The organism is Streptomyces sp. NPDC058663, from assembly GCF_042716745.1.
Lineage (GTDB): Bacteria > Actinomycetota > Actinomycetes > Streptomycetales > Streptomycetaceae > Streptomyces.
In genome coordinates this window covers 1-16,433 of the sequence record NZ_JBHXRV010000042.1, presented here as the reverse complement: position 1 = coordinate 16,433, position 16,433 = coordinate 1, and the positions used below count along the sequence as shown (strand labels likewise).

Below are 16,433 nucleotides of genomic sequence, written 5' to 3'. Positions count from 1 at the left end.
GCGTCCTTCTCTCGGTCGGTGCAACCGCGCCGACCGGACCCGCTGTTCCCGGCAGAGCCGTCGGGTCCCGGGGGCCCAGCAGCTGTCGCGCCCCCGCATGCGCTCAGCCCGTGGCCCGCGCCCGGCGGCGTACGCCCGTCCCACCCCGTACGACCGCCGCGCAGGTCACCGCCAGCACCGCCAGCACCACCAGTGCCGCGGCAGGGCCCAGCACCGTCCAGGGGGCCAGTTCCGCATAGGCCTGGTTCTCCGAGAGCAGCCGCCCCCACTCGGGGGCCGGCGGCTGTTCGCCGAGGCCCAGGAAGCCCAGCGAGGCCAGCACCAGCACCGCGGTCGGCAGCCGCAGCAGCGCGTTGCGCACCAGTGGCGGCACCAGGGCGGGCAGCAGATGGCGGCGCAGCACGTGTCCCCGCCCGCCGCCCAGCGCGACCGCCGCCGCCACGTGCCCGGCGGCCCGCTCCTGCTGGAGGAGGGCCGCGGTCTGGGCGGCGTACGGAGTCCAGCCGACCACGCACACGGCGAGCGCCGCACCCAGCACGGAGGGGCCCGTCAAACCGGTGACCAGCAGCCCGGCCACCACGGCGGGCAGCGTCGAGGCCACTTCCGTCAGCCCGGCACCCACCCCGGCCGCCAGGCCGAGCAGCACACCCAGCAGCACGCTGACCACCGTCACGCCCAGCGCGACCCCCGCCGTGCGCACCGCCCCGTGACCGAGCCTGGCCAGCAGGTCGCGGCCCAGCGAGTCGGTGCCCAACGGGTGTTCCAGGGACGGCGCCACCAGGCGCGCCGCCGTGTCCAGATGCAGCGGATCCCGCAGCAGCCCCGCCACGCACAGCGCCACCAGTACGGCCGCGCAGCCCCCGGCGACGTACCGCAGTGACCCCGGTACGGGCATCGGCGGGCGGTGCAGGGTGGGCAGCGCGCCGTCGCGCAGGGCGGGCCCGAGCATCCGCCGCCGTACGGCCCGCAGCGCGAGCCCGGCGGCGGCACCCAGCAGGACCAGGGTCAGCGTGCCCGCCTGGAGCACCGGCAGGTCCTGGGCGAGGGCGGCGTTCAGCACCAGCCGCCCCACCCCGGGCACATTGAAGATCATCTCGACGGACACGGCCCCGCCGACGAGCGCAACGACCGTGGGCAGCAGTTGCGGCAGCACCCCGGGCAGGGTCCGGCGCAGCGCGGGTCCCACGGCACGCCCCGACGGGAGGCCGACGGCGTACCGGGTGCGCGCCCACGGCTCGTGGAAGGCGGCAGGCAGCGCCTGGTCCAGCAGCCCGCCGATCATCGCGCCCGACGGCACCCCGAGCGCCAGCGCGGGCAGCACCATCGACGCGGGTCCCGCCCAGCCGCTCGACGGGAACCAGCCCAGCCACACCCCGAACACCGTGGCCAACACGGATGCCAGCAGGAATTTCGGCAGTGCGGCGAGCACGGCCGCCCCGGTTCCCGCCCGCGCGCGGTGCAACCGCCGCCGCGAGCCGAGGAAGACGGTCCTGGCGCACACCAGCGCGGCGACCACGACGGTCACCGCCAGCGCCCCGGCCACCATCGTGGCCGACACCCCGAGCGCCGCCAGCAGATCCCAAAGCACTGCTTCCCCGGACACCCAGGAGGTCCCCGCGTCGCCGCGCAGCAGCCCGCCGAGCCACTGCCTTAGCAGGGACAACGGGCCCTGTTCCAGGCCGAGTTGCTCCCGTACGGCGGCGAGCGCCTCCGGCGTCGGGTTCTGCTCGGCGGAACGGGTGCGCAGGACGGTCAGCGCGGGGTCGCTGCGCGAGAGCCACGGCAGCAGCGCGACCGTGCACAGCAGCAGGCCCCCCGCGACCACCCGCCCGGCCCCGGCCCCCACCCCGCCCCGCCAGGCGAACGCGAGACGGCGACGGGGGGCGGGGGCGGCGGGCGGTGCCTTTTGCGCGGCGTCCTGTACGGCTTCCTGTACGGCTTCCTGTGAGGCCTCCCGCTGGGCTTCCCGCAGGACCTCCCGCGCAGCTCCCCGCCGGGCGTCCCGCGGCGCCGAATCCTCGACCGTCATCTGGCGCCGCTGCTACTTCAGCCGGGTGCCGGCGTCGATCAGCGAGCGCTCACGCGGATCGAGCAGCACGCCCGTGACGTCGGTGCCGATGCCCTGCACGACCTTCTCGTGCACCAGTGGCAGCACCGCGTCGGTGCGCAGGATCTCGGCCTCGGCGGCCATGATCTTCTTGCGCCGCTCCCCGGTGTCGCCCTCCTCGGCGGCCGCCGCGATCGCCTTGTCCACGGCAGGGTCCTTGAGCCGGGCGATGTTGTAGACGCCCTTGCTCGCGTAGTCGCTGGCGAGGTACGACACGGCGTCACCGGTGTCGAGCAGCGTCACGCGCGAGAAGACGAGCGCGTCGTACTTCCCGGCGAGCAGGTCCGCCTCCATCTGCGTGTACTCGCGGACGTCCTGCTCGACCTCGAACCCGGCCTTCTCCAGTTGCTGCTGCACCACGCTGGCGACCTCGGGCAGTTCGGCGCGGTTGGTGTACGTCGCCAGCCGCAGCGTCTTGCTCCTGGCCTTCTCCTTCACCTCGGCTGCGCTCGCGGCCTCCGCCCGGCCGGCCGGCCGCTGCTTGTCCCGCGCTCCGGCGGCCCAGCCGACGCCCGGCCCGAACAGCCCCTCGGGGGCGTCCCCGTACCCGCCGAACACGGAGCCGACGAGCACGGAACCGTCCACCGCCTTGCGGGCGGCGCCCCGCATGCCGGCGTCGGCGAAGACGCCGCCGCCCGTGTTCAGCACCAGGCTGTCCGTCCGTACGGACGGCACCTCGTGCCGGGTGCCCTCGGGAAGGAGCTTCGCCTGCGAGGTGGGTATCCATTCGGCGATGTCGACCTCGCCGCCGCGCAGTGCGTTCGTACGGGCGGTGCCGTCCGCGATCCACGACACGTCGACACCGGCCGCCTTGGCCTTGCCACCCCAGTACCCGTCGAAACGGTCGAGCCTGGCCTTGGTCTTCCCCGCGACCTCAGCGATCCGGAAGGCTCCCGTCCCCGTCCCGACCGGGCTGACGGTGCCGTCCTTCGCGTAGGCCTTGGCGGAGAGGATGCCGAGCGCGGGGCTCGCCAGGCGCCACGGCAGCACGGGGTCCGGCGTACTGCTGGTGATCCGTACGGTGCCGGCGTCGTCGGCCTTCGCCTTCAGCGCGACATCGCTCAGCACCCGGGGTTTGGTGGCCGCCTTGCCCGCGTGGTCCAGCGCGTTGACCACCGCGGCGGCGGTCACCTGGGTGCCGTCCTGGAACGACGCCTTCCGCAGCTCGAAGGTCCACGTCTTCGCGTCCACCCGCTGCCACGACTTCGCCAGGGCCGGCTGAGCGTTGCCGTCCTTGCCGAGCTTGGTCAGTCCCTCGGCGACGGACAGCTTGCTGAGCACGGTGGCGTCGTTGCTGTACGGCGAGAGCGCCTGCACCGGCGGCACGGCGAGCGCGACCCGCAACCGCTTCGCACCGTCCGCGGCCGCACCGGACGTGTTCTCGTTCGCCGCGAAACAGCCGGTGAGCAGGGGCGCGAGCGCGAGCGCCGCGATCAGGCCACGGTGAGTGGTGCGCATGTGGGGGGTCCAGTCGTCACGGATCTGCGGATGGCTCCGGCCCACCCGGCGTACCGGACGGGCCAGAAGTCGACCAGCATATGAGGTAAGGCTAACCAAACCTTCGCCGGGTTGGCCGGACGCTCCCGGTCCGCACAGGTGCCGACGCGCCCTCAGTCGTGGACCGGGACCTGGGCCGGAGCCGGGACCTGGACCGGGGCCGTGTTCGGGACCGGCCCGCCGTGCCAGTCCAGGCACAGGACGGTGGCGTCGTCCCGCGGAGGGCCGTCGTAGGCGTCGGTGACCGCGGCGACCAGGGTGCGCACCACTTCGCGCGGGTGCTCGGTGGTCGTCTTGCGGAGGAGGGCGGGCAGGTCGACGGACTGGGCTTCGCGTTCCTGCATGCCGTCGGTGAAGAGCACGAGGCGGTCGCCGGGGCGGAGGTCGAGGTTCTGCACCCGGTAGGGGCCCTGCCCGACGACGCCGAAGGGCAGGTTCACGGTCAGGGGGAGTTCGGTCACTTCGCCGTCGCGCAGTCGCAGAGGCCAGGGGTGGCCCGCGTTGACGAGCTGGGCACCGGACCCGTCCAGCGCGATGCGCAGGAGCTGACCGGTGGCGAAGGTGCGCCGGCCGTGGTCGAGGAGTGCCTGGTGGGTCTGGCGCGCCTGTTCGGCGAGGTCCACCCCGGCGCGGCGGGCGCCGCGGGAGGCGTTGACCAGCAGCGTGGCCATGAGGGAGGCGTCGACGTCGTGGCCCATGGCGTCGGTGACGGAGAGGTGCAGGGTGCCTTCGTCGAGGCTGTAGTCGTAGGTGTCGCCGGCGATGTCGGAGGCCGGGACCAGCGCCGCGGCCAGGGAGAACTGGTCGGCTTCGCAGGCGGAGGCCGAGGGCAGGAGCTGGCGCTGGATCTCCGCGGCCAGGCTGACGGTGGTGGTGCGGTTGCCCCAGTGGTAGAGGTCGGTGAAGCGGCGGTCGGTGACGATGATGTACGCCAGTGCGTGCGCGGCCTCCTCGACCTGCTCCAGTACGTCCGGTGTGACGTGGGTGAGGAACAGCTCGAGGACGCCGATGGTGTCGCCGCGGTTGGTGACGGGGGCGAGCACCCGCTGCCCCTGCCCGTTTCCCGGCGTCCGTACCAGTTTCTGGGACCGCACGACCTCGTCGTAGATGCCGCTGCCGACCAGGGGAACCTGTTCGGCGCGCTCACCGTTCACGGTGTCGGCCGTCCCGTTGACCCGCAGCAGGCGGCGGCCGACGACGTCGAGGAACAGGAAGGACACGTAGCGCGCACCGAACCGCTCGCGCAGATTGCGCGCTACGACGTCCAACGAGTCCACCGGCGCGGCGTTCTCCGCCGCTGCCAGAACCTCGGCCAGGCCCATCCGGTCAGGTACCACATCAGTCTCCTTCGGTCGGAGACACATTTCTCCCGCTCACGGCGACGAAAACAACCGGAACGAGCGCGCCCGGCCGTCGGCGCCCGTGTTCCCGCCTCCCCGGGGGTGCCACGCCCCCCGCGTCAGTCCGTGTTCTTCTGCAGCAGGCAGTCGTAGCCCAGCTGCATGGTGTCGGCCGCGGCCAGCGCGGTGAGGGCACCCGTGACGGTCCGGGTGGCACGGGGCCACAGCAGCTGGGCCCCGGCGAACGTCGTGGTCAGCCAGACGCTCAGGCAGAACGGACAGGTGGCGAGTTCCCCCACGGTCGACGTGATGCCGCCCTCGCGGGGGCTCTCGCTCACCTCGGCGGGCCCGGTCGCCGACTCGTACGTCGTGAACGGCGCCCGGAGCGGGCTCGTGACGGAGCCCTTGCTGAGCAGCCGGCTCAACCGGAATACGGCGGCGGCCGTCAGCAGGAGGTCCTGCGGGGCGGGGCGTTCCGGGAGCTTCGCCTTCCGCACGGCGACCGCCGCGCCCCAGGCGGCCGTGTACGCGCCGAAGGAGACGACGGCCCCGAGGTGCCCGCCGAGGTGGCGCTCCTCCTGCGGCGAGTACGACCTGCTCATCCGCCGGAGGGCGTTCCCGGCCTTGTGCAGACGAGAGTTCTCCCCGGTTACGTGGTCAACCACAGCAGCAGCCTTCCCTTGCGTTGATGGATCCGCGACCCACGGGCACCGGCCGGCGCCCACGCCCCCGCTCCACGGGCGGACACGGCCGAAACTTCCGGCAAAGGGGTCACGGGCCTCATATGACCGCTCATCACCCGTGGAAACGGCCGCGCGGTGGGCCGGTGACACCGTATGGAGGTTTGTCGGGACCGTGGACGACCGCCGCGCCCGGCGGTGCACCGTCAGGATCGACGCTGCCCCATCAGACCCGGCGGTGCAGCGTCAGACTCGGCGGTGCTCCGTCAGGCCCGGCGGTGCCCCGTCAGGCCGACGACCCACTGTCGACGACCAGATCGGTGCCGACCGTCGCTCCGGCCAGGGGTGAGGCGAGGTAGAGCACCGCGGCAGCCACCTCCTCGGCCTCCGCGAGCCGGCCGAGCGGGTTCTCCGACTTCACCCGTTCGGTACGGTCGGCCTCGGTTTCGCCGGGCCGGAGCGACATCGGGGCGGCGGATGCCCCCGGGCTGACCGCGTTGATGCGGATGCCCTGGTGGACGTGGTCGAGGGCGGCGGCGCGGGTCAGCGCGGAGACGGCCGCCTTCGAGGTGATGTACGCGGCGGCGTTCGGGATGCGCAGATGGGCGCCCAGGTTGGAGGAGATGTTGACGATGACCCCGCCACCGTTCTCCTTCATGTGCGCGATCTCGTGCTTCATGGCCAGCCAGACGCCGGTGACATTGGTCCGCAGCACCGCGTCCCAGTCCTCCTCGCTCACCTCTCCGACGGGTACGGTGCCGCGGAGTATCCCGGCGTTGTTCACCGCGATGTCGAGCCCGCCGAAGCGGGTGACGCTCGCGTCTACGAGGTCCCGGACCTGACCGGAGTCGGTGACGTCCGCGGTGACGGCGGCAGCCGTGCCGCCGGCCGCTTCGATGAGGCCGACCGTCTCGTCCAGGGAGGCCGCGGTACGACCCGCGGCGACCACGGACGCCCCTTCGGCGGCGAAGGCGATCGAGATCGCGCGGCCGAGGCCGGAGCCCGCGCCCGTGACGAGGACGGTCTTGCCGGTGAAGCGGTTCATTTCGACAACTCCTGTGCGTAGACGGTTACTTGATGTGGTGGTTGAGGAGGGCGACGACGGCCAGGGCGGCCCCCGTCGCGGCAAGGGACCGGGCGTCGCTGCCGAGGGTGAGCAGAACGGCGAACAGGACGGTGGGGCCCAGTTCCATCGCGCTGTTCAGCACGCTGCCCGCGAGCCCGGCCCGGTCCTGCGGTACACCGTCGGCCGCGAGCACGGCGGCTCCCCCGAAGGAGGCCGCGGCGCCGGCCGACAGCAGCACGAGGCCCGGCAGCAGTCCCTGCGCGTACGGGGTGTGCGGGTGGAGCCCGGTGGAGGCGAGGAGAACGAGCCCGGCAGCGCCCACGGCGAGCCCCGCGGTCGTGACGGCCCGCGCCCCGTACCGCGTGATCAGCGGTCCTGCCGCCCGGCCCGAGGCGATCAGCGCAAGGGCGAACGGCACGAAGGCGGCCGAGGTCTGCATCGGTGACCAGTCGCGCACCTGCTGGAGGTGGAGCGAGAGGACCACGGAGGTCATCGCGGTCCCACAGGCGCTGAACGCGATGGCCGTGAGGGCGAGGGCACGCCGCCGGTCGAGCAGGAACCGGGCCGGCAGCAGCGGATCCCCGGCACGCCGCTCGGCGTACAGGAACGCGGCGAGCAGCGCGCCCCCACCGAGCAGTGGTACGAGAACGCCGGGCGACGACCAGGGCAGGGTGTCGGTGACGACGAGCCCGTAACTGGTGAGGGTGATCCCGGCGGTGGCGAGCAGCGCACCCGGCAGGTCGAGAGCCCGGCCCCGGTTCTCCGCGGTGGGCGGCAGCAAGCGGGACAGCAGGGCGAGTGCCGTGACCGCCACGACGAGCGGTACGGCAAGGGCCCCACGCCAGGAAAGCAGCGACAGGAGGACGCCGGAGAGCAGATTGCCGGCGGTGGCCCCCAGCACGGACAGCCCGCCCCAGGTGGCCATCGCCTTGCGGTACGCGGTGGGGGAGGGGTACGTGACGCGGAGCACCGCCATGGCGGCGGGTGCGACGAGGGCCGCACCGGCTCCCTGCGCGAAGCGGGCCGCGATCAGGGCCCCGATGCCCGGGGCGAACGGGGCGAGGGCGGAGGCGGCCGCGAACAGAACAAGACCGGCGGCGAGGGTGCGCCGCCCGCCGTAGCGGTCGGCGAGCCGGCCGCCGAAGAGCAGGAGCCCGGCGAAGCTCAGTCCGTACGCGGCACTGAGCAGGATCAAGTCGGGCCGCTGCAGGCCGAATTCCTGCCCGATGCGAGGCAGCGGGACGGCGATCACGGTGAGCGTGAAGATCAGCGTGAGCTGGATGCTGCCGAGAAGGGCGAAGGCGTGGCGGCCCCGTACCGGGACGACGGGGGTGACTCCCTCGGCGGTCATGACCCTCTCTCATACTTGATCGATCGTTCCAATATAGGGACACGCAGGGACGCTGGTCGGGCATGCGGGCATGCGGGCATGCGGGCATGCGGGCATGCGGGAATGCGGAAATGCGGGAATGCGGGGGTGGCTACCGGCTCCGTGGCGGGACGCGACGCGGATCCGGACCGGATGCGCACCACCTTCGGCCAGGCGTCCGGCATTCAGTCCAGCAGGGTCAACGCCTGTTCGGCCGCGTCGCGCACCAGGGTGGGGTCGCCGGACGCCTTGCCGGTGATCCGTACGCCCTGCAGCAGGACGAGCAGCATGCGGGCCAGTGCGCGGGGATCGCGCCCCGCGGGCAACTCGCCCTGGGTCCTGGCCCGCAGGAGCGCGGAGTGCAGCAGGGTCTCGAAATGCTCCCAGCTGAGCTCGACCCGGCGGGCCGCAGCGGGGTCGTGCGGGGCCAGCTCGGCCGCGGTGTTGGTGACGAGGCAGCCGTTCAGCCGGCTCCCGGGTGACGCGGCCTCCGAGGCGAAGCGGCGTACCACCGCCCGCACCGCGGGCAGCGCGGGCCCCGGCTGCGACAGCTCGCTCATGAGGGACGCGTCACGCCCCTCGGAGTAGCGGTCCATGGCCTTGAGGTACAGCTCGTGCTTGTTCCCGAAGGTGGCGTAGATACTGGCGCGGCCGATGCCGAGGTGCTCGACGAGGTCGGCCATCGACGTCGCTTCGTAACCACGCCGCCAGAACAGCTCAAGGGCCGCCTGAAGCGCGGCCTCCGGATCGAATTCCTTGGTTCTGGCCACACCGGGACCATAGGCCTATCTGGAACGTCCGGTCAAGAAACTGCGGCCGGTTACATGCGGGGATCCCAGGGTCCCGCACCGGATGGACCGGCGCCGCCCGCGATGCAGCGGGCACCGGGCGGGCGCGGGGCTGACCCGGGTCGGCGTGAGGGGGACGTCAGGCCCAGAAGGCTTCCGTCACGACGATCTGCGGGTCCGCGTGGCGACGCATGAAGGTGTAGATGAGCCAACCGCGTCCGCCGGCCAGGTCCACGATGTGGGGCCCTCCCGGGCTGGTGGAGGCCAAGGGGCGGACGGTCATCCAGTGCGGAAGTGAGGCATCCGCGTCGATCCCTCGGAAGTAGGGGTCCTCGGCGGTGATCAGCTCCGCGCGGGCGCTCATGAACAGGTCGCTGCCTTCGGCAGGCATGCTCTGGAAGTCGTGGCGCGCCCGCTTCGTCCAGTCCATCTGCCAGGGCGGCCGGGGCGGTTCGTCGCTCACTCCCCGGGCTTCCTCTCGGCGGCCTCATGCCGGAGGCGGCTGTATTCCTCCAGCAGTTGCATGGCTTCTGCCGGGTCCTCGGACTTGGCGGCGCGGGCTTCGAGATCGTGCAGATGGGAGTCGAGGACGGGATCACGTGCGATGGCGTACTGCGTCCACCACAGGCGCATGAAGGCCGGCACCGGGGTGATGTTGAAGGCATCACCGATGACACGCTTCCAGTGAGCCTCGAAGTCCGGGAGGAGGTGCGGAGCGTGCTCCTGAATGGCCAGTCGAAGTGCTTGCGGGGTCCGTTCGGGCATGGGCGGCAACCGCGGAGGCTCCCCCTCGTATCCCTCGAAGTGGAGTGCATGGGAGGGCATGGTCCGTCTCCTGGGGGTGGAGGATCAGGCCGCGTCGTGTCGGGCCTCGTGCGGCTGCTGCGGAAAGGCCATCTGCTCGAACCACTCAACCGGCACCAGGTAGGCGATGGCCTTCCCCTTACGGGTGATGGCAGCGGATTCCCCGGCGATCCGAGTCCGATCCAGGATCTCGCCCATCCCCTTGCGGAGGTCGATGGTTGTGTAAGTCTTCGTCTCCATGACGGCAGTGTATGGCAACTATCATAGTTGCCATAGGTGCTCGTGAGGTTCCGAAGACGGCGCGAAATGCCGCTTGCTGCGCCGGGCGCCCTCGCGCACGGGCAAGCCGGATGCCCTACGGCGGCGCTACCTGGTCATTTCCCGCGCTCTCCGCGGCACCGATCCGGTGCTACGGAGCCGGCGAGGAGGCTGCGGTTGCCTCCGAGTCGGCCACTCGCCGGACCGCAAGGCGTGAGGCAGCCTCGGCCTCGAGCGTGGCGAATTCTTGTTGCTTGGCGCGGGCTCGTCGAAGAGAACGGATCGCCTCTGTCGTGGCCGCCGCCATGGGCAGGAATGTGATGAAGATGAGGCCGGCGGTAATGGCCAGCAGACAGAGTCCTGCTGTGGTCGGGTCTGCCCCGCTGAGCTTGCCCGGCCCCCCGGTCTCTGCCAACCAGCTCAACGCGAACATCACGCACGCGATCATGGCGATTCCGAGGTAGGCCCAGGCCACGTAGAGAAGGGTCGGCGGCAACGCACGCCGGTCCTGTCGACGGACGGACTTCCAGTCCCTACGCGCCTGAGCGAGCCCCGCTTCATCGTCGACCGTCGCGATGGCGTGAAGGGACGCCTCCACCAGGCGATTTCGTTCGTCGCGCAGGACCCACACCCGCTTCAGTACCTGGTGAACCTCGACCGTTCCAATTGCCCAGATCACAGGGGCCACGGCTGCGACAGTCGTTGCGTACGGCTCAGACATATCCATGTGATCATTCTGCGATGTGGCCAGGTGAGCCGCCTCGGGATTATGCAGCGACGGGCTGCAGAGGGACGGTGTGACTGGGGGGCTGGGAAATGCTGACCAAGTTTGCTGGCAGATAGGTCAGTTCACCGCCAACCTGTTTCGTCCGTAGTGCCGCGCCGCCAGCACACACCGCGTATCCCGTCGACCAGGGGAACGCGGTGCGCATCCAAGCGCGGGGCTCGGGCGCCTCCCGCCTCTCCGCGCGACCCATCCCCCGCTACGGCTTGATGTTCTGGTTCACGTGAAACAGGTTGCCGGGGTCGTAGGCCCGCTTGACCTCTACGAGCCGGTCGTAGTTGCCCCGGTAGTTGGCCCGGATCCGGTCCTGGTCGTCCTCGGCCATGAAGTTGATGTACCCGCCTTCCTCCGAGTGCGGGGCGGTGGCCCGGTAGTAGTCACGCACCCAGGCGGTGTTGGCCTCGTTGTCGGCGGGGTCCGGCCACATTCCGGCGATGACGGTGGCGAACGTGGCGTCCCGGTAGGCGAAGGCCGTGTCCTGCGGTGCCACGCGGTGGCAGGCACCGTTGATCGGGTAAATGTGCACCGTCGAGTTGACGGCGGGCAACCGAGGCGCGTGTTCGAGGTGTGCCTCGATCGCCGCGTCACTGAGCTCCGTCACGAAGTTGGCCTTCCAGTAGTGCTGCAGGCCGGGCGGCACCAGTGCGTCGAACGCGCTGTTGAGCGCGGAGTACGGCATCGGTCCGACGTGCTCGGCCACCACCGGCGCGATGTCGCGGAACCGCTGGACGGCGCGCTCTCCCTCATCCATCGGCCCTGCCCAGCACGCCACGATCAGGATGAAGGTGTCGCCGTGCCGGTTCTCCGGGATGAACGGCAGGGGCGGCGCTATCTGGAAGGCGGGGAACCCGCCGAGTTCCTCCGGGGCGTCGGCGATGAGCTCGCGGAACGCACGCAGCACCGTGCCGGCATCCTCCAACTCGAAGAGGATGGGCCCGCCATAGACGTCCTTGACCGGACTGAGCCGGAACTCCAGCGACGTCACCGCCCCGAAGTTCCCGCCGCCGCCGCGCAGGGCCCAGAACAGGTCGGCGTGTTCGTCCTCGCTCGCGACGAGCAGCTTGCCGTCCGCGGTCACCACATCGGCCGAGATCAGGTTGTCGCAGCTCAGGCCCAGACCGCGGGCCAGGTAACCGATGCCGCCGCCGAGGGTGAGACCTCCGACGCCGGTGGTGGAGATGATCCCGCCCGTGGTCGCCAGCCCGAACGCGTGCGCCGCCGCGTCGAAGTCGCCCCAGGTCGCCCCGCCCTCCACCCGCGCGATGCGCCGCCCGGGATCCACGCGGACGCCGCGCATGCCGGTCAGATCGGCCACCAGCCCGTCGTCACAGGTCCCGAAGCCGGGCACGCTGTGCCCGCCGCCACGCACCGCGAGGTCAAGCCCGTTGTCCCGGGCGAAGTCGACCGCGGCCACGACATCGCCGGCATTGGCGCACCGCACCACGGCTGCCGGGCGCCGGTCGACCATGGCGTTGTAGACCTTGCGCGCCTCGTCGTAGCCCTCGGCGTCGGGAGTGACCACCGGCCCCCGTACGCGTTCCCGCAACTGTTCGATCGATGAAGGGTTCATCAACCTCACTCCTTGCGCGTCGTGCCGCGTGCTCCGGGGACACACAGCCCTCACCGAGCCACCCGACGCTCCGTCGGCCGCTCTCCGCGCCGACCGCGCCTGGCCTCGGTCTTTTCCACGCTACGCCGATGGGTCAGATGCTCAACTCGACGGAACCGGGCATCCCCGGGAGCGTCCACGCGGCCGGGCGGCGGGGGAACCGACGTTTCGGAGGGAGATGTGACGGACGTGGGTGCCGCACAGTCTTGCCACGGTGTCGCTGTGCTGCGGGTGCGCGCGCGTGGTCCTCCTCTTCAGGTGAGCGGACAATGTTTAGGAGTACACTCCATAGGAGTACGTTCCTAAGGAGTGCATCCGTGTCCGGTTCCTCGCGCCCGACCAAACCGGCCCATGTCTTCGACCGGAGCGTCGAGTGGGACGCTCTCGCCGCCTTCGTGAGCCGGCCGCTGCAGCACGCCATGCTCGGGATCGTCAGCGGCAGGCGGCGGATGGGCAAGACCTACTTGCTGCGCGCTCTGGTGGAGCAGCAGGGGGGCTTCTATTTCGGAGCCACGGCGGCGACGGAGACGGAATCCCTGCGCCAGTTCGCTGCGGCTCTTGCCGATCATGTGGGGTCGCCGGTTCCCTTCTCCTTTGCCACCTGGGACGACGCGATTTCCTACCTCTTCGGGCTGGCTTCGCCGCGAAGTTCTCGGGCGCCATTGCTTGTGGTCATCGATGAATTTCCGTATTTGGCGAAGACCGCTCCGGAGCTTCCGTCGATCATCCAGCGGGAGGTCGACCGGTTCCAGGTTGAGCAGAGCCGGATGCGGCTTCTCCTGTGCGGGTCGGCGATGTCCGTCATGGGCGGACTGCTGGCGAGTACTGCGCCCTTGCGAGGCCGGGCTCAACTGGAACTTGTCGTAAGGCCCTTCGGGTATCGGGCGGCGGCTGAGTTCTGGGGGGTTCCTGACGACCCCGCGCTCGCTGCCCGTCTCCACGCCGTGGTCGGCGGTACACCTGCGTACCGTCGGCAGTTCCTTGCAGACGACGTCCCCACCGGGCTGGAGGAGTTCGACGACTGGGTCTGTCGTACGGTCCTCTCGCCCTTCAGTCCTCTCTTCCGGGAAGCCCGGTACCTGCTCGCCGAGGAAGCGGACATCCGGGACACGGCTTTGTATCACTCGGTCCTTGCCGCAGTGGCCCAGGGGAATTCCACCCGGGGAGGGATCGCGGGGTACATCGGCCGCAAGTCGGTGGACATCTCACACCCTCTGCACGTCCTGGAGGACAGTCACCTTCTGGTGCGGGAAGCGGACGTCTTCCGAACCGGGAAGTCCCAGTACAGAATCACGGAGCCGCTGATCAACTTCTACGAGGCGGTGATGCGGCCCGCCTGGGCGCGACTGGAAAGCGGACAGGCGCGAGAGGTGTGGGCGCAGTCCGCGGAACGCTTCGCGGCCCAGGTGGCCGGACCGCACTTCGAGACGGTGTGCCGTGAGTACCTCCTCGGGCCGGGCCGGGCCCTGCTCCGCTCCTCCCTGGGGGAGGTGGGCGGTGGCGTGGTGACGGACCCGGTGGTGCGGCGGCAGACGCAGATCGACGTAGCCGTGGTGGAACCCGGGTCCGGGGGCAGCAAACAAGCGGTCCACCTGTTGGGAGAGGCGAAATGGGGCACTGTCATGGGGCTGAGCCACTTGGAGAGGCTTGCTCGCGCACGAGAAGTCCTCACCGCGCGAGGCATGGACACCAGCCGGTGCCAGCTGGCCTGCTTCAGCGCAGCCGGCTTCAGTGACTCGTTGCGACGTGAGGTGTCACGGGGAGCACAAGGCGAGGACGGCGTGCTGCTCATCGGTCTCGACGAGCTCTACGGCGGGGCGTTCCGGGCACCGCTCCTTTGACCGAGCGGCAGGCACGGAGCGGGCACGCGGTACCTGGCTGGTCCGGACAACAACAAAGCCCCGGGCCGCTGGCCTGGGGCTTTCGTGGAGCGGGTGACGAGAATCGAACTCGCGCTCTGAGCTTGGGAATCACCCTGCACTTCGACCGCCAAGTGGCCTCTGACCTGGGGCGATGGCTGCCTGGCGTTGTTCGCGTACAGCACCGGTGAAGCCCGTGGTGACCGCTGTTTACCGCCCCTACTGGCACGTTGTGGCACGGCCCTGTGTGCGGTGCCCCGCGAGGCCGCGAGGGCTGGCCCGGGAGAGCAGCGGCATCCCGGTCAAAGGTGCTGATGGTTCAGAGGGAGGCGATGCGGACGCGGGTGCCGCACAGTTTTGTCATGTCGTCGGTGTCGGAGGTGAGGAGCGCGACTGGTCCTGGCTGGCGCAGGGCCATCTCCGCCACGGTGGCGTCGATGGCGTACTTGTGGCCGTGCAGCCCAGTCTCTTTCAGCAGTTCGGCGGCTGCTCTGGCCGCCTGTTCGGTGACCGGTTCCACCTTGACCCGCGACAGCGTCCAGTTGAGGCGTGGCGTGTTGGTGCGCGCATGGCTGACTTCCACGATCGTGTTCGCCCCTACGACCAGGTCCGCACCCATGTCATGGAACACCCGCAGCATCGCGAGGACCTTCCGGTCCTGCGCGACCCAGGCCGACAGCCCTTCGGAATCCAGGACGACGGTTTCGATGCGCTCGTTCACGCGGCGTCCGACCGGGTGCTGGTGCTTGCGGGGTCAAAGATCTTCGAGTGAGCCTCTGCAAGCTCCTCGTCGGTGAAATTGCCGTGCTCCTCCTCGTGGCGTCGCAGGTCATCACCGAGCAACTGGTGCCGGATCTGGCGGGCGACTGCTTCCGCCACGTACCCGGAGACGTTGTCCGTGAGTTTGCGGAGCTCGGCCACCTGGTCGCTGGGCAGGGTGACAGTGATGCGAGTCGTCGAGGACATACGGATAGCATACTGAAGTATGCGCGCCGTGACGGTGTTTCTTCCCCAGCGCCGACCAGTGGCCCACGCCGTATGCCGAACAAGCACCCTGATGCCGGACTCGGACGGGCGGTGCCGACTGAGGCATCCCCGTCAACGGCGCCTCTGGTTCAGAGGGAGACGATGCGGACGCGACCGCCGCCACGGTTTCGTCATGTCGTCGGCGGGTCGCTTGAGGGCAACCCTGAGTTTGCCGATCGCAGGGCCACATGCGCGAGGCGGTCTCGGCCTCGCGCCGGGCGAACTCGCGCTGCTTGGTGCGGGCCCGGCGAAGAGAGCGGATCGCTTCTGCTGTAGCCACCGCCACGGGCAGAAGGGTGATAAAGACGAGGCCGGCAGTGATGGCTAGCAGGCAAAAATTTGCGGTGGTCGGGTCCGACCCGCTGATCTTTCCTGGTCCGCCGTTCTCTGCCAACCAGCCCAATGCGCTTACTACGCAAAGGATCATGGCAATCCCTAGGTAGCTCCATGCCACGTAGAGAAGGATCGAAGGCCAGGCGCGCCGATCCTGCTGCCGGACGGCCTTCCAGTCTCTGCGTGCTTGTGCGAGGCCCGCGTCATCGTCGGCGACGGCGATGGCGCGGAGGCACTCCGCCACCAGGCGTCTCGGTCATCGCGTACCGTCCGCATACGTTGTCATTCTGCGATCTGGCAGGTGAGCCTCGTCTCTGAGTAGGCCAGGAAGGGAGCTGGCGGTGCAGAGATGGTGCACGGCTCCTGACCCGGCCTGGACAACGAAAGAACCCCCGGGCCGCTGGCCTGGGGGTTCGCACTGGAGCGGGTGACGAGAATCGAACTCGCGCTCTGAGCTTGGTAATCACCCTGCACTTCGGCTCGTGAATGGCCTCTGGCCTGGGGCGATGGCTGCCTGGGGGTGGTCGGAGGTGGCTCCGGTGAAACCCTTGGTGACCGCTGTTTACCGCCCCTACTGGCACGTTGTGGCACGACGTAAGCGCGATGGGGGAGACGGCACGCCCTTGCAGATCCCTGCGGCCGGGTGTAGCGGAGGCGTTCGACGGCGCCTGATGTCGCGGACCGGTGTGCGGATGCTGGAAAGAGTCTCGGCGGTGGGCGTCATTCAGCCAACCTCTCCTCGGGTCACCTAGTTGTGCGTATTGCGGCCTTTGTGGTCTGGCGGTACTCGCTATTCACCGTGAAGATGCCCGGCGTACTAGGGCCTGTGTGACGTCGTGATCAATCTTGCCGATCCGGATCCGCATGGAAGGCGGATCCGGTAGGAAGACGAGCGTGACGCGCAGGCAACTCA

General features: G+C 70.2%; 15 protein-coding genes. 1 reads left to right on the top strand and 14 read right to left on the bottom strand.

Translation table 11 applies throughout. The annotated features are described in order from the left end of the window. Window positions 1-103: 103 nt before the first annotated feature. The 12 genes from ACFWVV_RS27400 to ACFWVV_RS27345 all read right to left on the bottom strand — a co-directional run bounded on the left by ACFWVV_RS27400 (window position 104) and on the right by ACFWVV_RS27345 (window position 12,263). Entirely contained in the window at window positions 104-2,029 is a 1,926-nt protein-coding gene (locus tag ACFWVV_RS27400; protein WP_384358418.1) for an ABC transporter permease subunit, read from the bottom strand. Window positions 2,030-2,041: 12 nt separating this feature from the next. Beyond that, the gene (locus tag ACFWVV_RS27395; protein WP_384358420.1) at window positions 2,042-3,565 is read right to left on the bottom strand and encodes an ABC transporter substrate-binding protein; all 1,524 of its coding nucleotides are present in this window, start codon (window positions 3,563-3,565) and stop codon (window positions 2,042-2,044) included. A 152-nt stretch (window positions 3,566-3,717) separates the two neighbouring features. Continuing rightward, complete coding sequence (locus ACFWVV_RS27390; protein ID WP_384358422.1) at window positions 3,718-4,941, bottom strand: PP2C family protein-serine/threonine phosphatase; 1,224 nt, start codon at window positions 4,939-4,941, stop codon at window positions 3,718-3,720. Window positions 4,942-5,063: 122 nt separating this feature from the next. Then, on the bottom strand, window positions 5,064-5,609 hold the full coding sequence (locus ACFWVV_RS27385) for a DUF1360 domain-containing protein (RefSeq protein ID WP_384358424.1): 546 nt from the start codon (window positions 5,607-5,609) through the stop codon (window positions 5,064-5,066). Window positions 5,610-5,910: 301 nt separating this feature from the next. Further along, window positions 5,911-6,669, bottom strand: coding sequence for an SDR family NAD(P)-dependent oxidoreductase (locus ACFWVV_RS27380; protein ID WP_384358426.1), 759 nt, complete (start codon window positions 6,667-6,669; stop codon window positions 5,911-5,913). Between the two features lie 25 nt (window positions 6,670-6,694). Further along, window positions 6,695-8,041 carry an MFS transporter gene (locus ACFWVV_RS27375; RefSeq protein WP_384358428.1) on the bottom strand — a complete coding sequence of 449 codons (1,347 nt, stop codon included), beginning with the start codon at window positions 8,039-8,041 and terminating at the stop codon, window positions 6,695-6,697. Between the two features lie 203 nt (window positions 8,042-8,244). Further along, complete coding sequence (locus tag ACFWVV_RS27370; protein ID WP_384358430.1) at window positions 8,245-8,829, bottom strand: TetR/AcrR family transcriptional regulator; 585 nt, start codon at window positions 8,827-8,829, stop codon at window positions 8,245-8,247. Between the two features lie 157 nt (window positions 8,830-8,986). Continuing rightward, on the bottom strand, window positions 8,987-9,310 hold the full coding sequence (locus tag ACFWVV_RS27365) for a hypothetical protein (protein WP_384358432.1): 324 nt from the start codon (window positions 9,308-9,310) through the stop codon (window positions 8,987-8,989). After that, on the bottom strand, window positions 9,307-9,672 hold the full coding sequence (locus tag ACFWVV_RS27360) for a hypothetical protein (RefSeq protein WP_384358434.1): 366 nt from the start codon (window positions 9,670-9,672) through the stop codon (window positions 9,307-9,309). Before ACFWVV_RS27360 ends, ACFWVV_RS27365 begins: the two co-directional genes overlap by 4 nt. A 24-nt stretch (window positions 9,673-9,696) precedes the next feature. Next, window positions 9,697-9,891, bottom strand: coding sequence for a type II toxin-antitoxin system Phd/YefM family antitoxin (locus tag ACFWVV_RS27355; RefSeq protein WP_384358436.1), 195 nt, complete (start codon window positions 9,889-9,891; stop codon window positions 9,697-9,699). Window positions 9,892-10,060: 169 nt separating this feature from the next. Further along, the gene (locus ACFWVV_RS27350) at window positions 10,061-10,636 is read right to left on the bottom strand and encodes a hypothetical protein (protein WP_384358438.1); all 576 of its coding nucleotides are present in this window, start codon (window positions 10,634-10,636) and stop codon (window positions 10,061-10,063) included. A gap of 256 nt (window positions 10,637-10,892) precedes the next feature. Continuing rightward, on the bottom strand, window positions 10,893-12,263 hold the full coding sequence (locus ACFWVV_RS27345; RefSeq protein WP_384358440.1) for an FAD-binding oxidoreductase: 1,371 nt from the start codon (window positions 12,261-12,263) through the stop codon (window positions 10,893-10,895). 356 nt (window positions 12,264-12,619) lie between these two features. Between ACFWVV_RS27345 and ACFWVV_RS27340 the strand changes: the two genes are divergently transcribed. Next, on the top strand, window positions 12,620-14,143 hold the full coding sequence (locus ACFWVV_RS27340) for an ATP-binding protein (protein ID WP_384358442.1): 1,524 nt from the start codon (window positions 12,620-12,622) through the stop codon (window positions 14,141-14,143). A 337-nt stretch (window positions 14,144-14,480) separates the two neighbouring features. Here ACFWVV_RS27340 and ACFWVV_RS27335 read toward each other — a convergent pair whose 3' ends face one another. Next, entirely contained in the window at window positions 14,481-14,882 is a 402-nt protein-coding gene (locus tag ACFWVV_RS27335) for a PIN domain-containing protein (protein ID WP_384358444.1), read from the bottom strand. Next, window positions 14,879-15,127: a hypothetical protein gene (locus tag ACFWVV_RS27330; RefSeq protein WP_384358446.1), complete on the bottom strand. Its 249-nt coding sequence runs from the start codon at window positions 15,125-15,127 to the stop codon at window positions 14,879-14,881. The genes ACFWVV_RS27335 and ACFWVV_RS27330 overlap by 4 nt, the downstream gene beginning before the upstream one ends. Window positions 15,128-16,433 lie beyond the last annotated feature (1,306 nt).